The 16,956-nt window shown below is 64.1% G+C and carries 14 protein-coding genes and 1 pseudogene; 1 reads left to right on the top strand and 14 read right to left on the bottom strand.

The features are described from left to right. Positions 1-40: 40 nt before the first annotated feature. The 14 genes and pseudogenes from recN to rimP form a co-directional block, all read right to left on the bottom strand. Positions 41-1,714 carry a DNA repair protein RecN gene (gene recN / locus HHL26_RS08675; RefSeq protein ID WP_066558930.1) on the bottom strand — a complete coding sequence of 558 codons (1,674 nt, stop codon included), beginning with the start codon at positions 1,712-1,714 and terminating at the stop codon, positions 41-43. A 108-nt stretch (positions 1,715-1,822) separates the two neighbouring features. Then, a complete protein-coding gene (locus tag HHL26_RS08670) occupies positions 1,823-2,608 on the bottom strand; it encodes an outer membrane protein assembly factor BamD (protein WP_066561873.1) in 786 nt (261 codons plus the stop codon). A gap of 59 nt (positions 2,609-2,667) precedes the next feature. Next, positions 2,668-3,680, bottom strand: a pseudogene (locus tag HHL26_RS08665) (ATP-binding protein). A 144-nt stretch (positions 3,681-3,824) separates the two neighbouring features. Beyond that, positions 3,825-6,158, bottom strand: coding sequence for a polyribonucleotide nucleotidyltransferase (pnp, locus tag HHL26_RS08660; protein ID WP_066558933.1), 2,334 nt, complete (start codon positions 6,156-6,158; stop codon positions 3,825-3,827). A gap of 291 nt (positions 6,159-6,449) precedes the next feature. Next, positions 6,450-6,719, bottom strand: a complete 270-nt coding sequence (gene rpsO / locus HHL26_RS08655) for a 30S ribosomal protein S15 (protein ID WP_022681215.1) — start codon at positions 6,717-6,719, stop codon at positions 6,450-6,452. A 15-nt stretch (positions 6,720-6,734) separates the two neighbouring features. After that, positions 6,735-7,643 carry a tRNA pseudouridine(55) synthase TruB gene (gene truB / locus HHL26_RS08650; RefSeq protein WP_066558936.1) on the bottom strand — a complete coding sequence of 303 codons (909 nt, stop codon included), beginning with the start codon at positions 7,641-7,643 and terminating at the stop codon, positions 6,735-6,737. A gap of 60 nt (positions 7,644-7,703) precedes the next feature. Continuing rightward, the gene (locus HHL26_RS08645; RefSeq protein WP_066558944.1) at positions 7,704-8,285 is read right to left on the bottom strand and encodes a thymidine kinase; all 582 of its coding nucleotides are present in this window, start codon (positions 8,283-8,285) and stop codon (positions 7,704-7,706) included. Further along, complete coding sequence (locus HHL26_RS08640; protein ID WP_066558952.1) at positions 8,285-9,181, bottom strand: alpha/beta fold hydrolase; 897 nt, start codon at positions 9,179-9,181, stop codon at positions 8,285-8,287. Before HHL26_RS08640 ends, HHL26_RS08645 begins: the two co-directional genes overlap by 1 nt. A 123-nt stretch (positions 9,182-9,304) precedes the next feature. Next, positions 9,305-9,700, bottom strand: a complete 396-nt coding sequence (rbfA, locus tag HHL26_RS08635; RefSeq protein ID WP_066558954.1) for a 30S ribosome-binding factor RbfA — start codon at positions 9,698-9,700, stop codon at positions 9,305-9,307. A gap of 48 nt (positions 9,701-9,748) precedes the next feature. Beyond that, the gene (gene infB / locus HHL26_RS08630) at positions 9,749-12,355 is read right to left on the bottom strand and encodes a translation initiation factor IF-2 (RefSeq protein ID WP_066558956.1); all 2,607 of its coding nucleotides are present in this window, start codon (positions 12,353-12,355) and stop codon (positions 9,749-9,751) included. Between the two features lie 73 nt (positions 12,356-12,428). Then, entirely contained in the window at positions 12,429-13,085 is a 657-nt protein-coding gene (locus tag HHL26_RS08625) for a DUF448 domain-containing protein (RefSeq protein WP_066558958.1), read from the bottom strand. Between the two features lie 162 nt (positions 13,086-13,247). Beyond that, complete coding sequence (locus HHL26_RS08620; protein ID WP_066558962.1) at positions 13,248-13,484, bottom strand: 4-oxalocrotonate tautomerase family protein; 237 nt, start codon at positions 13,482-13,484, stop codon at positions 13,248-13,250. A 6-nt stretch (positions 13,485-13,490) separates the two neighbouring features. Beyond that, positions 13,491-15,062, bottom strand: coding sequence for a transcription termination factor NusA (gene nusA, locus HHL26_RS08615; RefSeq protein WP_066558966.1), 1,572 nt, complete (start codon positions 15,060-15,062; stop codon positions 13,491-13,493). Between the two features lie 12 nt (positions 15,063-15,074). Then, positions 15,075-15,599, bottom strand: coding sequence for a ribosome maturation protein RimP (gene rimP, locus HHL26_RS08610; RefSeq protein ID WP_066558972.1), 525 nt, complete (start codon positions 15,597-15,599; stop codon positions 15,075-15,077). A gap of 166 nt (positions 15,600-15,765) precedes the next feature. Between rimP and HHL26_RS08605 the strand changes: the two genes are divergently transcribed. Further along, complete coding sequence (locus HHL26_RS08605; RefSeq protein WP_066558974.1) at positions 15,766-16,899, top strand: PQQ-dependent sugar dehydrogenase; 1,134 nt, start codon at positions 15,766-15,768, stop codon at positions 16,897-16,899. Positions 16,900-16,956 lie beyond the last annotated feature (57 nt).

The raw sequence follows: 16,956 nt of genomic DNA, 5'->3' as shown, positions 1-16,956 counted from the left end.
CTGCATTCACAGGAGCACCACTTTCCTTCGAACAAAAATCCTAAACTCCCAGCAGCCTTTCCGCCTGCGCCCGCGCCTCTGCGGTGATCTCCGCGCCAGAGAGCATGCGGGCGATTTCTTCGCGCCGTTCGCCATCGCTCAAAGCATGGACGCCGGTGCGCGTGACCGTGCCCCCGTTCACATTGGCGCTCGATTTGGCGATCAGCATATGGCCCGCACCCCGCGCCGCGACCTGAGGGCTGTGGGTGACGACCAATATCTGATTGGTCTTCGACAAGCGCGCAAGGCGGTCACCGATGGCGGATGCGACCGCGCCCCCTACCCCGCGATCGATCTCGTCGAAGATCAGCGTGTCCGCCCCGCCCTGCTCCGCCAGCGCGACCTTGAGCGCGAGGATGAAGCGGGACAATTCGCCTCCGCTAGCGATCTTGACCAGCGGCGCGAAGGGCGCGCCGGGGTTGGTGGAGATTTCGAACTCCACCCGGTCCATGCCATGGGCGCCCCATTGCCCCTCCCCCTGCGGTGCGACCACGGTGCGGAAGCGGGCGGCGTCCAGTTTCAGCGGCGCCAGTTCGGCGGCGACAGCGGCGTCGAGCTTGCCCGCCGCCATCTGTCGTTCGGCGGACAGAGCCTGCGCTGCTTCACGATAGGCGGCCGCCTTGGCCCTCGTCTCCGCTTCAAGGGCGGCAAGATGCTCCTCCCCACCTTCGATCGCGGCCAGTTTCGCGGCCATGTCGTTGCGCAGGGCGGCGAGATCGTCGGGCTGCACCTGATGCTTGCGGGCCAGGCCGCGCAGGTCGAACAGGCGGGTCTCGATGGCGTCGAGCCGGGCGGGATCGAAACTCAGCGCCTCGGCGGCTTCGTTCAGGCGGTCCTCCGCTTCGCTCGCCTCGATCACGGCACGGTCGAGCGCGGCGAGAACCTCGGCCAGCAGCTCATATTCGCTGACGATCCGGTCGAGTCGGCGGGCAGCCTGCCGCAACTGGGCAAGGCCGCCATCGGAGCCGGTGAAGCATTCGGTAACGGCGGACAGATCGTCGGACAGGCGGGCACCCTTCTGCATGGTGGCGCGTTCCTCGGCCAGCAGGGCTTCCTCGCCGGGTTCGGGCGCGAAGCGGGTGAGTTCGTCCACCGCATGGGTCAGGTAATCGCGGTCGCGGGCAGCCGTTTCGACGCTGGCGCGGCTTTCGGCAAGGCGGTCGGCGGCGGCCCGCCAGGCCTGATAGGCGCCGGAGACAGCGCCAGTGTCGCAGCGCCCATAGGAATCGAGCAAGGCCCGATGCCCACGCGGGTTGAGCAGACCGCGATCGTCGTGCTGGCCGTGGATTTCCACCAATGCGCTGCTAAGGTCACGCAGCAAGGCGGCCGAACAGGCCTGGTCGTTGATGAAGGCGCGGCTGCCGCCATCGGCCTTGACCATGCGGCGGATGATCAGCGGCTCGCCCGGTTCCAGGTCGATGCCATTGTCGGCCAGCAGGTCCGTCGCGCGATGATCGGCGCGGGGCGTGTCGAAGGTGGCGGTGACGCTGGCCTGCGCCTCCCCATTGCGGACGAGGCCGCTGTCGGCGCGAGCCCCCAGCGCCAGACCCAGCGAATCGAGCAGGATCGATTTGCCTGCCCCCGTCTCGCCGGTCAGCACGCCCAGGCCGGAACCGAAATCCAGGTCCAGCGCCTCGATCAGCACGACATTGCGGATGGACAGGGCGGTCAACATGACGATGGTCCGCGAATGTCATTCCAGCGAAAGCCGGAATCTCGGGCCGCCAGGTCGCGCCCGGACGCCTGAAACCCCAGCTTGCGCTGGGGTGACGATATCATCCGATTAAGCCTTGGGCGCATGTTCCCGCATGAGCTTGTAGGACCGCTCATACCATTTCGAACCGGGATAGTTCTTGCCCAGTACCGCGGCAGCCTTTTGCGCTTCGGCGGGAATGCCGAGCGAGAGATAGCTTTCCACCAGACGCTCCAGCGCTTCCGGCGTATGCGTGGTCGTCTGATATTTGTCGATCACCGTGCGGAAGCGCAGCGTCGCCGCCAGCCACTGACCCCGGCGCTGGTAGAAGCGCCCGACTTCCATTTCCTTGCCCGCCAGATGATCGTTGACGAGGTCGAGCTTCAGCCGGGCGTCGGCGGCGTAGCGCGTGTCGGGATAGCGGCGGATCAGCTCGCCCAGCGCGTCCAGCGACTGCTGGGTGATCTTCTGGTCGCGGGTGACATCGGCAATCTGTTCATAATAGCAAAGCGCGATCAGATAATAGGCGTAGGGCGCGTCCTTGTTGCCGGTATGAATCGACAGGAAGCGCTGGGCGGCGCCGATCGCTTCGGGATAATCCTGATTCATATAATAGCTGAAGGCGGACATGAGCTGCGCCCGGCGCGCCCAGGGCGAATAGGGATGCTGGCGCTCCACCTCGTCGAACAGCGCGGCGGCGAGCTTGTACTGCCCCCGATCCAGCCGATATTTGCCCGCATTGTAGAGCGTGGACACGTCGCGGGCGACATATTGGGTGTCGGCCTTGTTCTTCGACGTCGCGCAGCCGGCGAGCAGGGCGGCAAGCAGAAGCGGTGCGGTGGCCGCGCCGATGCGCGTCATGGTTTTCGTCAGCATGGCCGGGTCATAGCCGAGCGAATGCGCCGCGCCAAGCGGCAGAATGGTGGCAAGCGTCACTATGCGCGGACTGGCAGGTCCAGCCGTGCGGTCGCGCCGCCCTGCGCCGAGCGCTGGAGGGAGAAACGGCCGTTCAATTGCCCCGCCAGCGCGTTGGAAATGCGCAGGCCCAGACTCTGACTGCCGCCCAGGTCGAAATCGGGCTCTATCCCCTTGCCGTCGTCGGTTACGTGGAGCGTGATCCCGCCGTCCGCCATGTCCAGACCGACATGGATGCGACCCGCCCGATGCGGCAGGCCATGTTCGATGGCGTTGCTGACCGCTTCCGTCACGATCAGCGCCAGCGGCACGGCGATATCGGGTTCGAGAATCAGGTCTTCCGGCGCTTCGATGGTCAGCGCTATGTCATCACGGCCGCTGGCTTCCACCACATCGGCGGTCAATGTCGTTAAGAAGGCGCGGATATTCTGCCCCTCCCCCGACGGATTGTAGAGCGCACGGCTGATCCGTCCGACCAGCGCCAGCCGGGCCGAGGCGTCGTCCAGGGCGCGGCGGGCGATGTCATGGTCGACATCGCGCCGCTGGAGCGAGAGCATCGCGGCCACGACCTGAAGATTATTGGACACGCGGTGCTGCAATTCGTGAAACAGCAGCTCGCGATTTTCCGCCAGCGCGCGGCTGCGCTCCCGCTCGATCGCGAGGTTGAAATTCGCCTCTGCATGAAATGGATGAGCGCGATGTCGACCGCCACGACGGCGCCGTAAAAGCCAAGGGCCAGCAGGACACCCGGATCGAATGCAATGCCCATGCGCGGCGGAATGAAGAAATACCAGGAAAGCGCGCCGCACAGCAGGCCCGCATAGATGCCCGGCCGTACGCCGAAGAGGAAGGATGAGAGAATGACGGCAGGAAAGAAGGACACGAAAGGATAGCCGACCGGCATGACGATTTCGGCGGCGCTCCGGATCGCAAATGCGATCAGGCAGAAGGCTGTCGTCAGCAGATAGGCCTGCCACGGTCGCCGCAGGACAAGCGGCAGGCGCTCCACGAATTTTTCGTTCCTGCGCTGCATATGTCCCCCCAAACCCTTTGTTACCGTATCATAACTTTCATTCCCGCCAACTGATTGAGATCAGGAAAGACTCGATTCCATCGAAAAGGGCGCCCGGATGATCCGGACGCCCTTTCCTGCTGTTTCAGCGATGTGCTTGCGCGATCAGTCCTGGGTCAGGAAGTCGGGCAGACCGGCGTTCGAGCCGTCATCATCACCGCCCTTGCCGCCTTCGCCACGCGGGCCACGGTCACGGCGCGGGCCACGATCGCCACGACCTTCACCACCGCGACCGCCACGGTCGCCGCCATCGCGACGCGGGCCACGGCCCCGATCACCACGATCACCGCGGTCGCCGCGCGGTTCACGCGGCTCGCGGGCAGGACGGGTGTCCTCCAGCTCTTCGCCGGTCTCCTGATCGACGACGCGCATGGACAGGCGAACCTTGCCGCGCGGGTCGATCTCCAGAACCTTGACCTTCACTTCCTGGCCTTCCGACACGACGTCGGTCGGCTTTTCGACGCGCTCATTCTTCATTTCGGAGACGTGGACGAGGCCGTCCTTGCCACCCATGAAGTTCACGAACGCACCGAAGTCGACGATGTTGACGACCTTGCCGGTGTAGATCTTGCCGACTTCCGCTTCCTCGACGATGCCGAGAATCCACGCCTTGGCGGCTTCGATCTGAGCGATGTCGGACGAGCTGATCTTGATGATGCCCTCATCGTCGATGTCGACCTTCGCGCCGGTTTCCGCGACGATCTCGCGGATGACCTTGCCGCCGGTGCCGATGACGTCGCGGATCTTCGACTTGTCGATCTGGATCGTCTCGATGCGCGGGGCATGGGCCGACAGCTCGGAACGGGTCGAGGACAGCGCCTTGCTCATCTCACCCAGGATATGGGCACGGCCTTCCTTGGCCTGACGCAGGGCGACTTCGAAGATTTCCTGCGTGATGCCGGCAACCTTGATGTCCATCTGCATGGTGGTGATGCCCGCTTCCGTGCCCGCCACCTTGAAGTCCATGTCGCCCAGATGATCCTCGTCGCCCAGAATGTCGCTGAGGACAGCGAAATTCTTGCCTTCCAGGATCAGGCCCATGGCGATGCCCGACACCGGACGCTTGAGCGGAACGCCCGCGTCCATCATCGACAGCGAACCGCCGCAGACCGTCGCCATCGAGGACGAGCCGTTGGACTCGGTGATGTCGGACAGGACGCGGATGGTGTAGGGGAACTCGTCCTTGCTGGGCAGGACGGGGTGCAGGGCGCGCCATGCCAGCTTGCCATGACCGACTTCGCGACGGCCCGGCGCGCCGAAGCGGCCGACTTCACCGACCGAATAGGGCGGGAAGTTATAGTGCAGCATGAAGTTTTCATAATAGACGCCGTTCAGGCCGTCGATCATCTGCTCGGCGTCCTTGGTGCCCAGCGTGGTGGTGCAGATCGACTGCGTTTCGCCACGGGTGAACAGCGCCGAACCATGGGTGCGGGGCAGGAAACCGACGATCGCCTCGATCGGGCGAATCTGCGTGGTGGTGCGGCCGTCGATGCGCTTGCCGTCCTTCAGGATGGCGCCGCGCACGATCTCGGCTTCCAGCTTCTTGGTCAGCTTGATGCCGGCCATGACGGTCTGGGCGTCCAGGCCGTCAGCGGTGAACTGTGCCTTCGCCTTGGCGCGGGCTTCGTTCAGCGCGTTGGAGCGGGCCGACTTGTCGGTCAGCTTGTAGGCGGCGGTGATGTCCTTGCCGATCAGCTTCTTGAGCTTCTTCTTCAGGTCATCCAGATTGTCGCCCGTGGCAACGTCCCACGGATCCTTCGCCGCCTTTTCAGCAAGGTCGATGATCGCGTTGACGATCTTCTTGCTGGCTTCATGGGCGAACAGGACGGCGCCGAGCATGACCTCTTCCGACAGCTCCTTGGCTTCGGATTCGACCATCATCACCGCACTGCCGGTGGCGGCGACGACCAGGTCGAGTTCGCCGGTCTTCACTTCGTCCAGCGACGGGTTGAGCTGATATTCACCATCCTTGTAGCCGACGCGGGCAGCGCCGATCGGACCCAGGAAAGGCACACCCGACAGGGTCAGCGCGGCCGAAGCGGCGATCATCGCCACGATATCGGGCTCGCTCTCGCCGTCGAAGCTCAGAACCTGAGCGATGACGTTGATTTCGTTATAGAAACCTTCGGGGAAGAGCGGGCGGATCGGGCGGTCGATCAGGCGGGAAACCAGCGTTTCCTTTTCCGTGGCGCCACGCTCACGCTTGAAGAAGCCACCCGGAATGCGACCGGCGGCCGAATATTTTTCCTGATAATGGACGGTCAGCGGGAAGAAGTCCTGTCCTTCCTTCACCGACTTGGCGGCGGTCACGGCGCACAGCACCACCGTCTCGCCATAGGTCGCCAGCACGGCGGCGTCGGCCTGACGCGCAATACGGCCGGTTTCGAGAGTCAGGGTCTTGCCTGCCAGCTCGATTGATACCTTCTTTACATCGAACATAGATTTTTCCTTCGCCCGCGCGGCCCTATTGCCGGGCGGGGCCTGTGTTGCGCGCTATCCGGCGCGCGGCGGTTTCGGGGCATCGTCTGGCCCCTTGTTTCGAGGGATCGCGCCGGATTGCACAATCTCCTCACCTGCTTACCGTGTTCCTGCGACCCGAAGGGCGGCGTAAGCCAACGCAGGAACCCAGTTCTGGTCTTTGTCCTGGATCCCCGCCTTCGCGGGGGCGCCCCAGACCTATTTGACCAATACGTAATCGGCCCGCCGAAGCGGGCCGAACGATTGGGTCACTTACTTGCGCAGGCCCAACTTGGCGATGAGGTCGGTGTAACGCGCCCCATCCTTCTTCTTCAGATAGTCCAGCAGCGAACGGCGCTTGTTGACCAGCATAAGCAGGCCGCGACGGCTGTGGTTATCCTTGTGGTGACCCTTGAAATGCTCGGTCAGGTTCGAAATGCGCTCCGAGAGGATCGCCACCTGGACTTCCGGCGAACCGGTATCGCCTTCGGCGCGGGCATGTTCCTTGATCAGCGCTTCCTTGCGCTCAGCAGTAATCGACATCGGCTTCCTTTCATTTTAGAGATTAAAGCCGCGCACCACCCGGATCTCCGGGCCACTGGCTTCGACCAGCGCGACGGGTGTTTGCCCGTCCATCGCCAGCATCAGGCCGGTATGCGGTTTCCCCATAAGCACCTTCCCCTGTCGGAGAGCCAGCGCGTCATCGGGAGAGACTGCGAGAGCCGGGATGTCGTCCAGCCCTGCGGTCAACGGCAGCATGCACTGCGCGATGCCGCCGCCCCTAGCAGCTTCGTTCAATTTGTCCAGCGAAATCGCGGATTCCAGGGTGAACGGCCCCGCCTTAACCCGGCGGAGCATCGTGACATGGCCCACCGTGCCAAGCGCGAGCGCAATGTCGCGGGCAAGGCTGCGGATATAGGTGCCCTTGGAGACATGAGCGGTGAGGGTGACGGAGGCAAACCTGTTTTCCTCGAGTTCTGGCCCTTCCGGCTCCTGCCCCGTGATGGAGAGGGCGTGGATGGTGACGGCGCGGGTCTTCATCTCCACCTCCTGCCCTGCGCGGGCGAGGTCATAGGCGCGCTGGCCGTCGATCAGGATAGCCGAATAGGCAGGCGGAGCCTGCTCGATCGGGCCGGTGAACCGCGGCAGCACGGCTTCGACATCGGCCAGCGTCGGGCGATGCTCGCTGGCGGCGATTTCCTTGCCCTCCAGGTCGAGCGTGTCGGTCTGGACACCGAAGGCAACGGTAAAATCATAGATTTTGTCGCTGTCCAGCATCCGCCCGGCGAGCTTGGTCGCTTCACCGATCGCGATGGGCAGCACGCCAGTCGCCAGCGGGTCGAGCGTGCCGCCATGGCCGACCTTCCACTTCCCCGCGCCACTCTGGCGCAGGGCGCGCTTCACGGCGCTCACTGCCTGGGTCGACCCCAGGCCATGGGGTTTGTCGATGATGATCCAGCCGTGCATGGCGGCGGGCTCTAACCGTCATGCGGCCTATTGTCAGCCCTTCTTGGGCCGGCAGACAAATCAGTCGCCCGATCGCCTTTCAGCAAAATGGCGGCGGCAGAGCGCGACATAGCGGTCATTGCCGCCGATTTCAGTCTGCTCGCCCTCGCGGATCGGGCGTCCTTTCCCATCGACGCGCAGGTTCATGATCGCCTTGCGCCCGCATTCGCAGATTGTCTTGATCTCCGTCAACGTGTCGGCAAGGCCCAGCAGCGCCGCGCTGCCCTCGAACAATCGCCCCTGGAAGTCGGTGCGGATGCCATAGCAGAGCACGGGGATGCCCAACCGGTCGCACACCGCGGCAAGCTGCCAGACCTGATCGGTGTTCAGGAACTGCGCTTCGTCGATCAGCACGCAGGACAAGGGGGTCTCCGCCTGCCGCGCCTCGACGGACTGGAAAAGATCGGTCGCCGCGTCGAAGAGATGCGCCTGCGCCTCCAGCCCGATGCGGGACACGATCCGGCCCTGGCCGTAGCGGTCATCGATCGCGGCGGTCCAGAGCATGGTTTCCATGCCGCGCTCGCGATAGTTGAAGCTTGATTGCAGCAGGGTGGTCGATTTGCCCGCGTTCATCGAGCTGTAGTAGAAATAGAGCTTCGCCATCAGCGTGCCATCGGAGCAACGCTTTTGAGGAAGCGCACAAGCGCATCTCCCAGCGCAATGCGCTTGTCGGAGAAACTATGGTCGGTCGGCCAGACCATCAGCCGCGTGTCCGGATTGGCGGATTGCGCGTCAGCGGTGACCTTGCGGGCCATAGCGCCGATGCCCCGCTCCGCGCCGATGATGGTGAGCGGGCGGCGGCCATAGCCGACCAGTCGGCGGCCGAGGTCGAATTTTTGCGGCTGGGCGCGGATTTCGCCGGTCAGGCTGTCATAGGTCGCGCCTTCAAGCGGCGGCAGGTCACTGGCGACTTCGGCCTTCCAGGCGGCTTCGCCCTGCGGCGTCGAGAGCGCGGCAACGGTTTCGGCCGGGTCCCAGGGGTCGATCAGGAACAGGCCGGCGACATGGGGTTCGGCGGCGGCGACATCAGCGGCCATGAAGCCGCCCATGCTGTGGCCTGCGACGACGATGGTGCTGGTATCGATACGATATTTGGCCACGGTGGCGGATTGCTGGAGATATTGCAGCGCGTTCCAGGCATCTTCCGAGGCGTGGGTGAAAGAGAAGCTGCCGGGACTGCCCCAGGAGCCGCGATAGTGAAGCGTCAGGACATTCCATCCGGCGCGGCGGGCGGCCTGGGCGATGTCCAGATTCTGCTCATTGCCGGGAAAGCCGTGGAGCAGAAGCAGAGTCGGGTGAAGGCCCGATCCGGCAGCGGTATAGAGAACCGCGTTCAGCGCGCCATCCTCGGAGGGGATGACGAAGGCGCTCACGCCAGCCGGATAGGCGCTGTCGGGCGCGGGATCGCTGATGACGGCGGGGTGGATCGGCGCTTCCTTCGCCGCCAGCGGCGCAGCGAGGGCCAATAATCCGCCCGAAAATATCCCGATTCTTTTCATATGCCCTGCCCCTTGGTTCTTGTCCGGGAGAGGCGTTGTTAGCCGGGCTGCGCCGTCCCGTCGACGGGATTAGAATCAGTTCGCTTCACGGAGAGCCTAGTCCCGCACAGAAGCACTGCGCGCTCATTCGTCTTCAGGCGTTTCCAGATCGCGGGCAACCTTGGGGTCGCGAAGCAGCTTGTCGATGTGGGTACCCTCATCGAAACTCTCATCCGCCAGGAATTTAAGCTTCGCCGCATATTTGAGGCGGATGCGGGTCGCAACCTCGCGCTGGAGATAGGCGGTATTGGTGCGCAGAGCCTTCAGCACCGCTTCCTCATCCTGTCCCAGCAGCGACTTCACGAACACGGTCGCGTGGCGCAGGTCGGGTGACATGCGGACTTCGGTGATGCTGACGACATGCCTGGCCAGCACATCGTCATGCACGTCACCGCGCTGGAGGATGTCGGAAAGGACATGGCGCACCTGTTCGCCTACACGGAGCAGACGAACGGAGGGGCCTTCATTTTGTTGAGCCATTGCAAATCCTGGCCACCCCGGCTTGCACCGGGGTAGCTCATTCGATGGTTACAGCGTGCGGGCGCGTTCCTCGACCTCGAACAGTTCGAGCGTGTCGCCGGGCTTGATGTCGTTGGTGTCCTGCAACACCGCACCGCATTCCATGCCTGCACGGACTTCGGACACATCGTCCTTGAAGCGGCGCAGCGAGGCGATGTGGGTGCGCGACACGATGACATCGTCGCGGGTAAGGCGCGCATTGAGACCCTTGCGGATGATGCCGTCGAGGACGAGCAGACCGGCCGCCTTGTCCTTCTTGCCCGCCGGGAACACCTGAAGCACCTCGGCCCGGCCGACGATGGTTTCGATACGCTCCGGCGCGAGCTGGCCCGCCATTTCGCCACGGACTTCTTCGAGCAGGTCGTAGATCACGTCATAATAGCGCAGCGAGATCTTCTCGCGCTCCGCCAACTGACGCGCCTTGGCATTGGGACGGACGTTGAAGCCGATCAGCGGCGCACGGCTGGCGGCTGCCAGCGTGACGTCGCTTTCGGTGATCGCGCCGACGCCCGAATGCAGGATGCGCACCTTGATCTCGTCGGTCGAGATGCGGTTGAGCGACGACACGATCGCTTCGACCGAACCCTGCACGTCGCCCTTCACCACCACCGGATATTCGATGACGGTCGTGTTCAGCGCCGAGAACATATGCTCGAAGCTGGTCGGAGCGGTGGTGGTGCGCTTCTTGGTCGCCTGTTCCTGACGGTAAGCGGCGACTTCGCGGGCGCGGGCTTCATTTTCCACGACGGTGAGTTGGTCGCCCGCCATGGGAACACCCGAAAGACCCAGCACCTCGACCGGAGTCGAGGGACCGGCGGTCTTCACATTCTGGCCCTTGTCATTGATCAGAGCACGCACCTTGCCGCTCTCCGCGCCGATGACGAAGGTGTCGCCGACCTTGAGCGTGCCCCTGCGGACCAGCACGGTGGCAACCGCGCCACGGCCCTTGTCGAGCTGCGCCTCGATCACATTGCCTTCGGCAGCGCGTTCGGGGTTGGCGGTCAGTTCCATGACCTCGGCCTGGAGCAGAATCTTCTCGATCAGCTCGTCCAGACCCGTCTTCTTGAGCGCCGATACCTGCACGTCCTGCACGTCGCCGCCCATATCCTCGACGACGATCTCATGCTCCAGAAGACGCTCGCGCACCTTTTGCGGATTGGCTTCCGGCTTGTCGCACTTGTTGATCGCCACGATCATCGGGACGCCAGCGGCCTTGGTGTGGTTGATGGCTTCGATGGTCTGCGGCATCAGCCCGTCATCGGCCGCCACCACGAGGATGACGATGTCGGTGACGTTGGCGCCGCGCGCGCGCATTTCAGAGAAGGCTTCGTGGCCCGGCGTATCGAGGAAGGTGATGACGTCGCCCCCCTTGGTCGTCACCTGATAGGCGCCGATATGCTGGGTGATGCCCCCGCTTTCGCCCGCGACCACATCGGTCCCGCGCAGCGCGTCGAGCAGCGAGGTCTTACCGTGGTCGACATGGCCCATGATGGTTACGACCGGCGCACGGAGCTTCAGCGTCTCGGGCGCGTCGACATCGCCTTCGATGCCGATTTCGACGTCGGCATCGGACACGCGCTGGATGCGGTGACCGAATTCCTCGACCAGCAATTCCGCCGTATCCTGATCGATCGGCTGGTTGAGCGTGACGGCAGTGCCCATCTTGAACAGAGCCTTCACCAGATCCGCGCCCTTTTCGGCCATACGGTTGGCGAGTTCCTGAACGGTGATGCTTTCCGGCACGACCACATCGCGCGACTGCTTTTCGCGAGCCTGGGCACCGCCCGAATAATGGGCGCGGCGTTCCTTCTCGCGGGCGCGCTTGAGCGCGGCGAGGCTGCGGGCGCGAGCGCTGTCGTCGTCCGCCAGAGCGCGGGTCACGGTCAGCTTGCCGGCCTGACGGCGATTGTCGTCGCCACGCTTGGCGCGGTCGGGCTTGGCCGGTTCCGGACGCTTGACCGGCGCGACCGGGGTAAAGCGGCGCGGCGGAGGCATGGCGGAGGCGCCGGGCGTTGCCGGCTTCTGATCGGCGGCAGCGGGCGCGGCTTCGGCGGCAGGCGCAGCTTCTTCGGTTGGCGCAGGCGCGGCCGGAGCCTCGTCGACTTCCTCGACAGCCTTGGCCTGTTGCTCGACCTGACGCGTGGCTTCCGCCTCAGCGGCTTCGGCAGCCAAGCGATTTTCCTCGGCTCGGCGCTTTTCTTCCTCGGTCGCGGCAAGACGCTGGGCATCCTCGCGGCGGCGCGCATCTTCCAGCGCGGTCATCCGGGCCTCTTCCGCCTCGCGCAGCAGCTTGGCCTGCAATTCCTGACGCGACATCAGGCTTTGCGGCGGCGACTGGCGCACGGGAGCGGCAGGCTGCGGCGCGCGAGTCTGCTGCGGCGGGGAAGCCGGAGCCGCCGGAGCGACAGGCGCAGGCGCGGGATCGGCCTGAAGCTCAGGCGCAGAGGCGCCGGCTTCACCCGGCCTGCCCAGGATGCGGCGCCGCTTCACCTCAACCACGACCGTATTCTTGCGGCCATGGCTGAACTGCTGCTGCACCTGACCGGACTCGACCGTGCGCTTGATCCCCAGCGGCTTGCGGCCCAGAACCGGCTTGTCTTCCTTGCTGTCACTCATACGACTGAACTATACCCTTCACATCAACCCGGCTGGTAAGGCCCGCCGGCGCCTTTCAATTCCAACAACCACTTCAGGCGCCCAGCGCACCGGCAGAGTCCTGCTCCCCATGCACCGGCGCCTCGTTAGCGCAACCCAGATAGCTTTCCAAGCGGCCTATGGCCGCACGCAGACGCGACGCCGCACGCGAGTCGGTCACTGCGATATGGACGACATTGTCCCGCCCCATTGCCATAGATAGGGCGTGTCGGTCCACAGGCAAGACGATGCCCGCCAAATCGGTGCCCTCCGCCTCCTGCCCGACGCGGAGCGCCTGATCGAGCTTGCGGTTGCCGTCTGCAGCCGCATCGGCGGCATGAAGCAAGAGGGTCACGTCCCCTTTGCGGCAAGCGACATCGATCTTTTCCGAACCTGTAAGGACCATGGAAGCCTTCGCCTCCAGCCCCAGACGGTCCAGCAGAGCCTTGCGCAAGCCGTCCTCGATGAGGGCGGGCAGCGTGTCGGGGATTTGCAACTCGCCTGTCTTGAAGGCGCGGGCCAGTGCGCCCTTGAGCTTGCCTTTCATGTGCGGCTGTTCGAGTTCGGTGCGGGTGACGCCGATCCAGGCGCCCCGGCCGGGGGCTTTGGCGCGGATGTCGGGCAGGATTTCGCCATTGGGGCCGCAGGCGAGGCGCACCAGCATTTCCGGGTCGGCGCGGTCGCCGGACAGAATGCATTTGCGTTCGGTCATGCCAGCGCCTCCCCGCCAACTGCCATGTTCCTGCGACCCGAAGGGCAGCGCAAGCCAAAGCAGGAACCCAGTTCAGCGCTATCGAGGAGATGCGACGGCGGGGATGGGCTCCTGCCTTCGCAGGAGCCCATCAGCCGAACAGCGATGTCGGCGTTCAGCCTCTCATTGGGAAGTGACCGCAGCATTGGCGTCCTCCCCAGGTTTGGAGGCCGGCACGCGGTCAGCGATAAGCTGCCCGCCCGACCCATAATTTTCCGTCGAAATCTCGGAAATCACCACTTGCACGGCAGCAGGCGACTTCCCCAGCCGCTCGACAAGCGACTGGGTGACGTCAGCGACGATAGCCGCCTTCTGCTCACGGGTGGCGTTTCCGGCCAGACGGATGTCGACAAAGGGCATCTGTTCTTACGCTTCCTCGTCTTCGAACCAGTGCGCGCGGGCGGCCATGATGATCTCATTGCCCTGCTCTTCGTTCAGGCCATATTCGGCCAGAATCCCGCCCTTGTCCTCGCTGCTTTCGTTGCGGCGGCGGCGCTGGTCGACGCGCTTCTTCGCGATCAGCTCATCGGTGGCGAGGTCGGCCAGATCATCCAGCGTCTTGATGCCCGCCTTGCCCAGCGTCACCAGCATGGCTTCGGTGAGGTGCGGCATGCCGGCCAGCGCGTCCTCGACGCCCAGCGCCTGGCGCTCTTCGCGGGCAGCGGCTTCGCGGCGATCCAGCGCTTCCTGCGCGCGGCTCTGCAATTCTGCGGCGAGGTCTTCGTCGAAGCCCTCGATCGCGGCCAGTTCCTCGACGCCGACATAGGCGACTTCTTCCAGCTCGCCAAAGCCTTCCGCCACCAGAAGCTGCGAGAGCGTCTCGTCCACATCCAGCTCGTTCTGGAATAGTTCGGAGCGGGCGACGAATTCCTTCTGGCGCTTCTCGGACGCGTCGGCCTCGGTCATGATGTCGATGGCCTTGCCGGTGAGCTGCGAGGCCAGACGGACATTCTGGCCGCGACGGCCGATGGCGAGCGAGAGCTGATCGTCGGGCACGACGACTTCGATGCGTTCCTCTTCCTCGTCGATGACGACGCGGGCGACCTGCGCGGGCTGAAGCGCGTTGACGACGAAGGTCGCGGTGTCCTCGCTCCAGGGGATGATGTCGATCTTTTCGCCCTGCATTTCCTGCACGACGGCCTGCACGCGGCTGCCCTTCATGCCGACGCAGGCGCCGACCGGGTCGATGCTCGAATCGCGGCTGATGACGCCGATCTTGGCGCGGCTGCCCGGATCGCGGGCGGCGGCCTTGATCTCGATCACGCCGTCATAGATTTCGGGCACTTCCTGCGCGAACAGCTTCTTCATGAATTCGGGGTGTGCGCGGCTGAGGAAAATCTGCGGCCCGCGATTTTCGCGGCGCACGTTCAGGATCACCGAGCGGATGCGGTCGCCCACGCGGACGACTTCGCGGGGAATCTGCTGATCGCGGCGGATGACGCCCTCGGCGCGGCCCAGATTGACGACGACATGGCCGAATTCGACGGATTTCACGACGCCGGTGATGATCTCACCCACGCGGTCCTTGAATTCCTCATGCTGGCGTTCGCGCTCGGCGTCGCGGACCTTCTGGAAGATCACCTGCTTGGCCGACTGGGCGTCGATGCGGCCCAGGTCGATCGGGGGCAGCGGGTCGACGATGAAGTCACCGATCACGGCATCCTTCTTCAGCTTCTGCGCCTGGCGCAGATCGACCTGCTTGAAATAGTCGTCCACAGCCTCGACCACCTCGACGACGCGCCACAGGCGCAGGTCTCCGGTCTCCGGGTCCAGCTTGGCGCGGATGTCGTTTTCCGCACCATAGCGGGCGCGGGCGGCGCGCTGGATCGCGTCTTCCATCGCCTCGATGACGATCGCCTTGTCGATCATCTTCTCGCTGGCGACGCTGTTCGCAATGGCGAGCAGTTCGGCCTTGTTGGCGGAAATGGCGTTGGCCATGGTCGTGAACCCTTATTCTTCGGTTTCGAACTCGTCCGCCCCATCGGAGGAGAGCGGCATACTAGCAGCAATCAGCGCGTCGGTCAGTATCAGCTTGGCATCCCCGACCAGCGCGAAAGGGATGACCACTTCACCGGCCTTGACGTCGGTGAACAATATGTCCTCGCCCTCGACGCCGTTCAGCACGCCCCGGAAGCTCTTGCGGCCCGAGACGGTTTCGGCGGCGGCGATCTTCGCCTCATGCCCGGCCCATTCGATGAAATCGTGCAGGCGGGTCAGCGGACGGTCGATGCCAGGCGAGCTGACTTCGAGGCGATAGGCCTCCTCGATCGGGTCGGCTTCGTCCAGCACGTCCGAGAGGCGGCGGGAGATGGTGGCGCAATCCTCGATGACGAGCTGCTTCGTTTCCGGCCGTTCGGCCATGATCTGCAGCGTATATTCGTCGCCCGATCCGAACAGCTTGATGCGCACGAGGGCGAAGCCCAGGGCTTTCACCTCCGGTTCGATCAGGGCTGTCAGTTCGGCGATGTCCGCCATGCAGTCTCCAAAAGCAAATGTGCAGCTTCTTCGTCGCCGCAGGCTCTTGCCTGCGACCCCGACATGTTTGACGATGTAAGGAAGCAACGGCGATATAGGCGGGATGCCGCGCTGCTGCAACAACATTTGTTGCAGGGCATTTCATGCCCGGACGAGAGGAGATTCGATGCGCCAATTCGCCCTGACCGCCCTGCCCCTGGCGCTTATCGCCTGTTCGCCGGACAATGCCGTGGGGCAAAATAGCGCCGCCTCGACGGACAAGCCATTCAAGACGTCGGTGATTGCCGATTTCGATTCTCCCTGGGCGATGACCTTCCTGCCGGACGGGCGGATGTTGATTACCGAGAAGGCCGGCGAGATAATCCTGTTCGATCCGGGAAACGGAACGAAAATTCCCGTCGCGGGAATGCCGAAGGTCGACAGCGCAGGCCAGGGCGCCCTGATGGATGTCGTGCTGGCGCCCGGATTTGCGCAGGACAAGAGGGTTTATTTCAGCTTCTCCGAAACCGGACAGGGCGGCAAGGGTGTGGCGCTCGCCACCGGCACCTTCCATCAGGCAAGCGACGGGACGACGAAGCTGGATGGCGTGAAGGTGATTTTCCGTGCCAGCCAATATGTCGACGGCAACGGCCATTATTCGGGGCGAATCGCCTTTTCCCCGGATAGGAAATATCTGTTCTTCACCAATGGCGAGCGGCAGAAATTCGATCCGGCGCAGGATCCGAAATCGACATTGGGCAAGGTGCTGCGGTTGAATTTGGATGGGACGGCTGCGGCGGGCAATCCGCTGGCGGCCAAGGGATTTCATCCGGCGGTCTGGTCCTATGGGCATCGCAACCTGCTGGGGATCGCGTTCGACAAGGACGGGCGGCTCTGGGAGCAGGAAATGGGGCCGCGAGGCGGGGATGAACTCAATCTGATCAAGCCGGGGCTGAATTATGGCTATCCCCTCGCTTCCAACGGCAGCCATTATGATGGGCGCGACATTCCCGATCACAAGCCGGGCGACGGGTTCGAAGCGCCAAAGCTCTGGTGGAATCCGGTGATCTCGCCCGGTGGGCTTGTCTATTATTCGGGCGACCTGTTCCCGCAGTGGAAGAATTCGCTGTTCATCGGCGGGCTGTCGAGCCAGTCGCTGGTGCGCGTGAAGCTGGACGGAGACAAGGCCGTCAAAGCCGATCGGTGGGACATGGGCGCGCGAATCCGGGAGGTGGAGCAAGGGCCGGATGGCGCGCTCTGGCTGCTGGAGGATGGCAAGGATGGGTCGCAGGGACGGTTATTGAAGCTGACGCCTGCCTGATATCGTCATCCCAGCAAAAGCCGGGGTCTCAAGCCGAAGCGCGAGACATAGCCGCAC

The organism is Sphingobium sp. TB-6 (genome assembly GCF_012927365.1).
In the GTDB taxonomy this organism is placed as follows: domain Bacteria; phylum Pseudomonadota; class Alphaproteobacteria; order Sphingomonadales; family Sphingomonadaceae; genus Sphingobium.
Note: the sequence above shows the minus strand (reverse complement) of the source record. Positions and strands in the feature narration are given on the sequence as shown.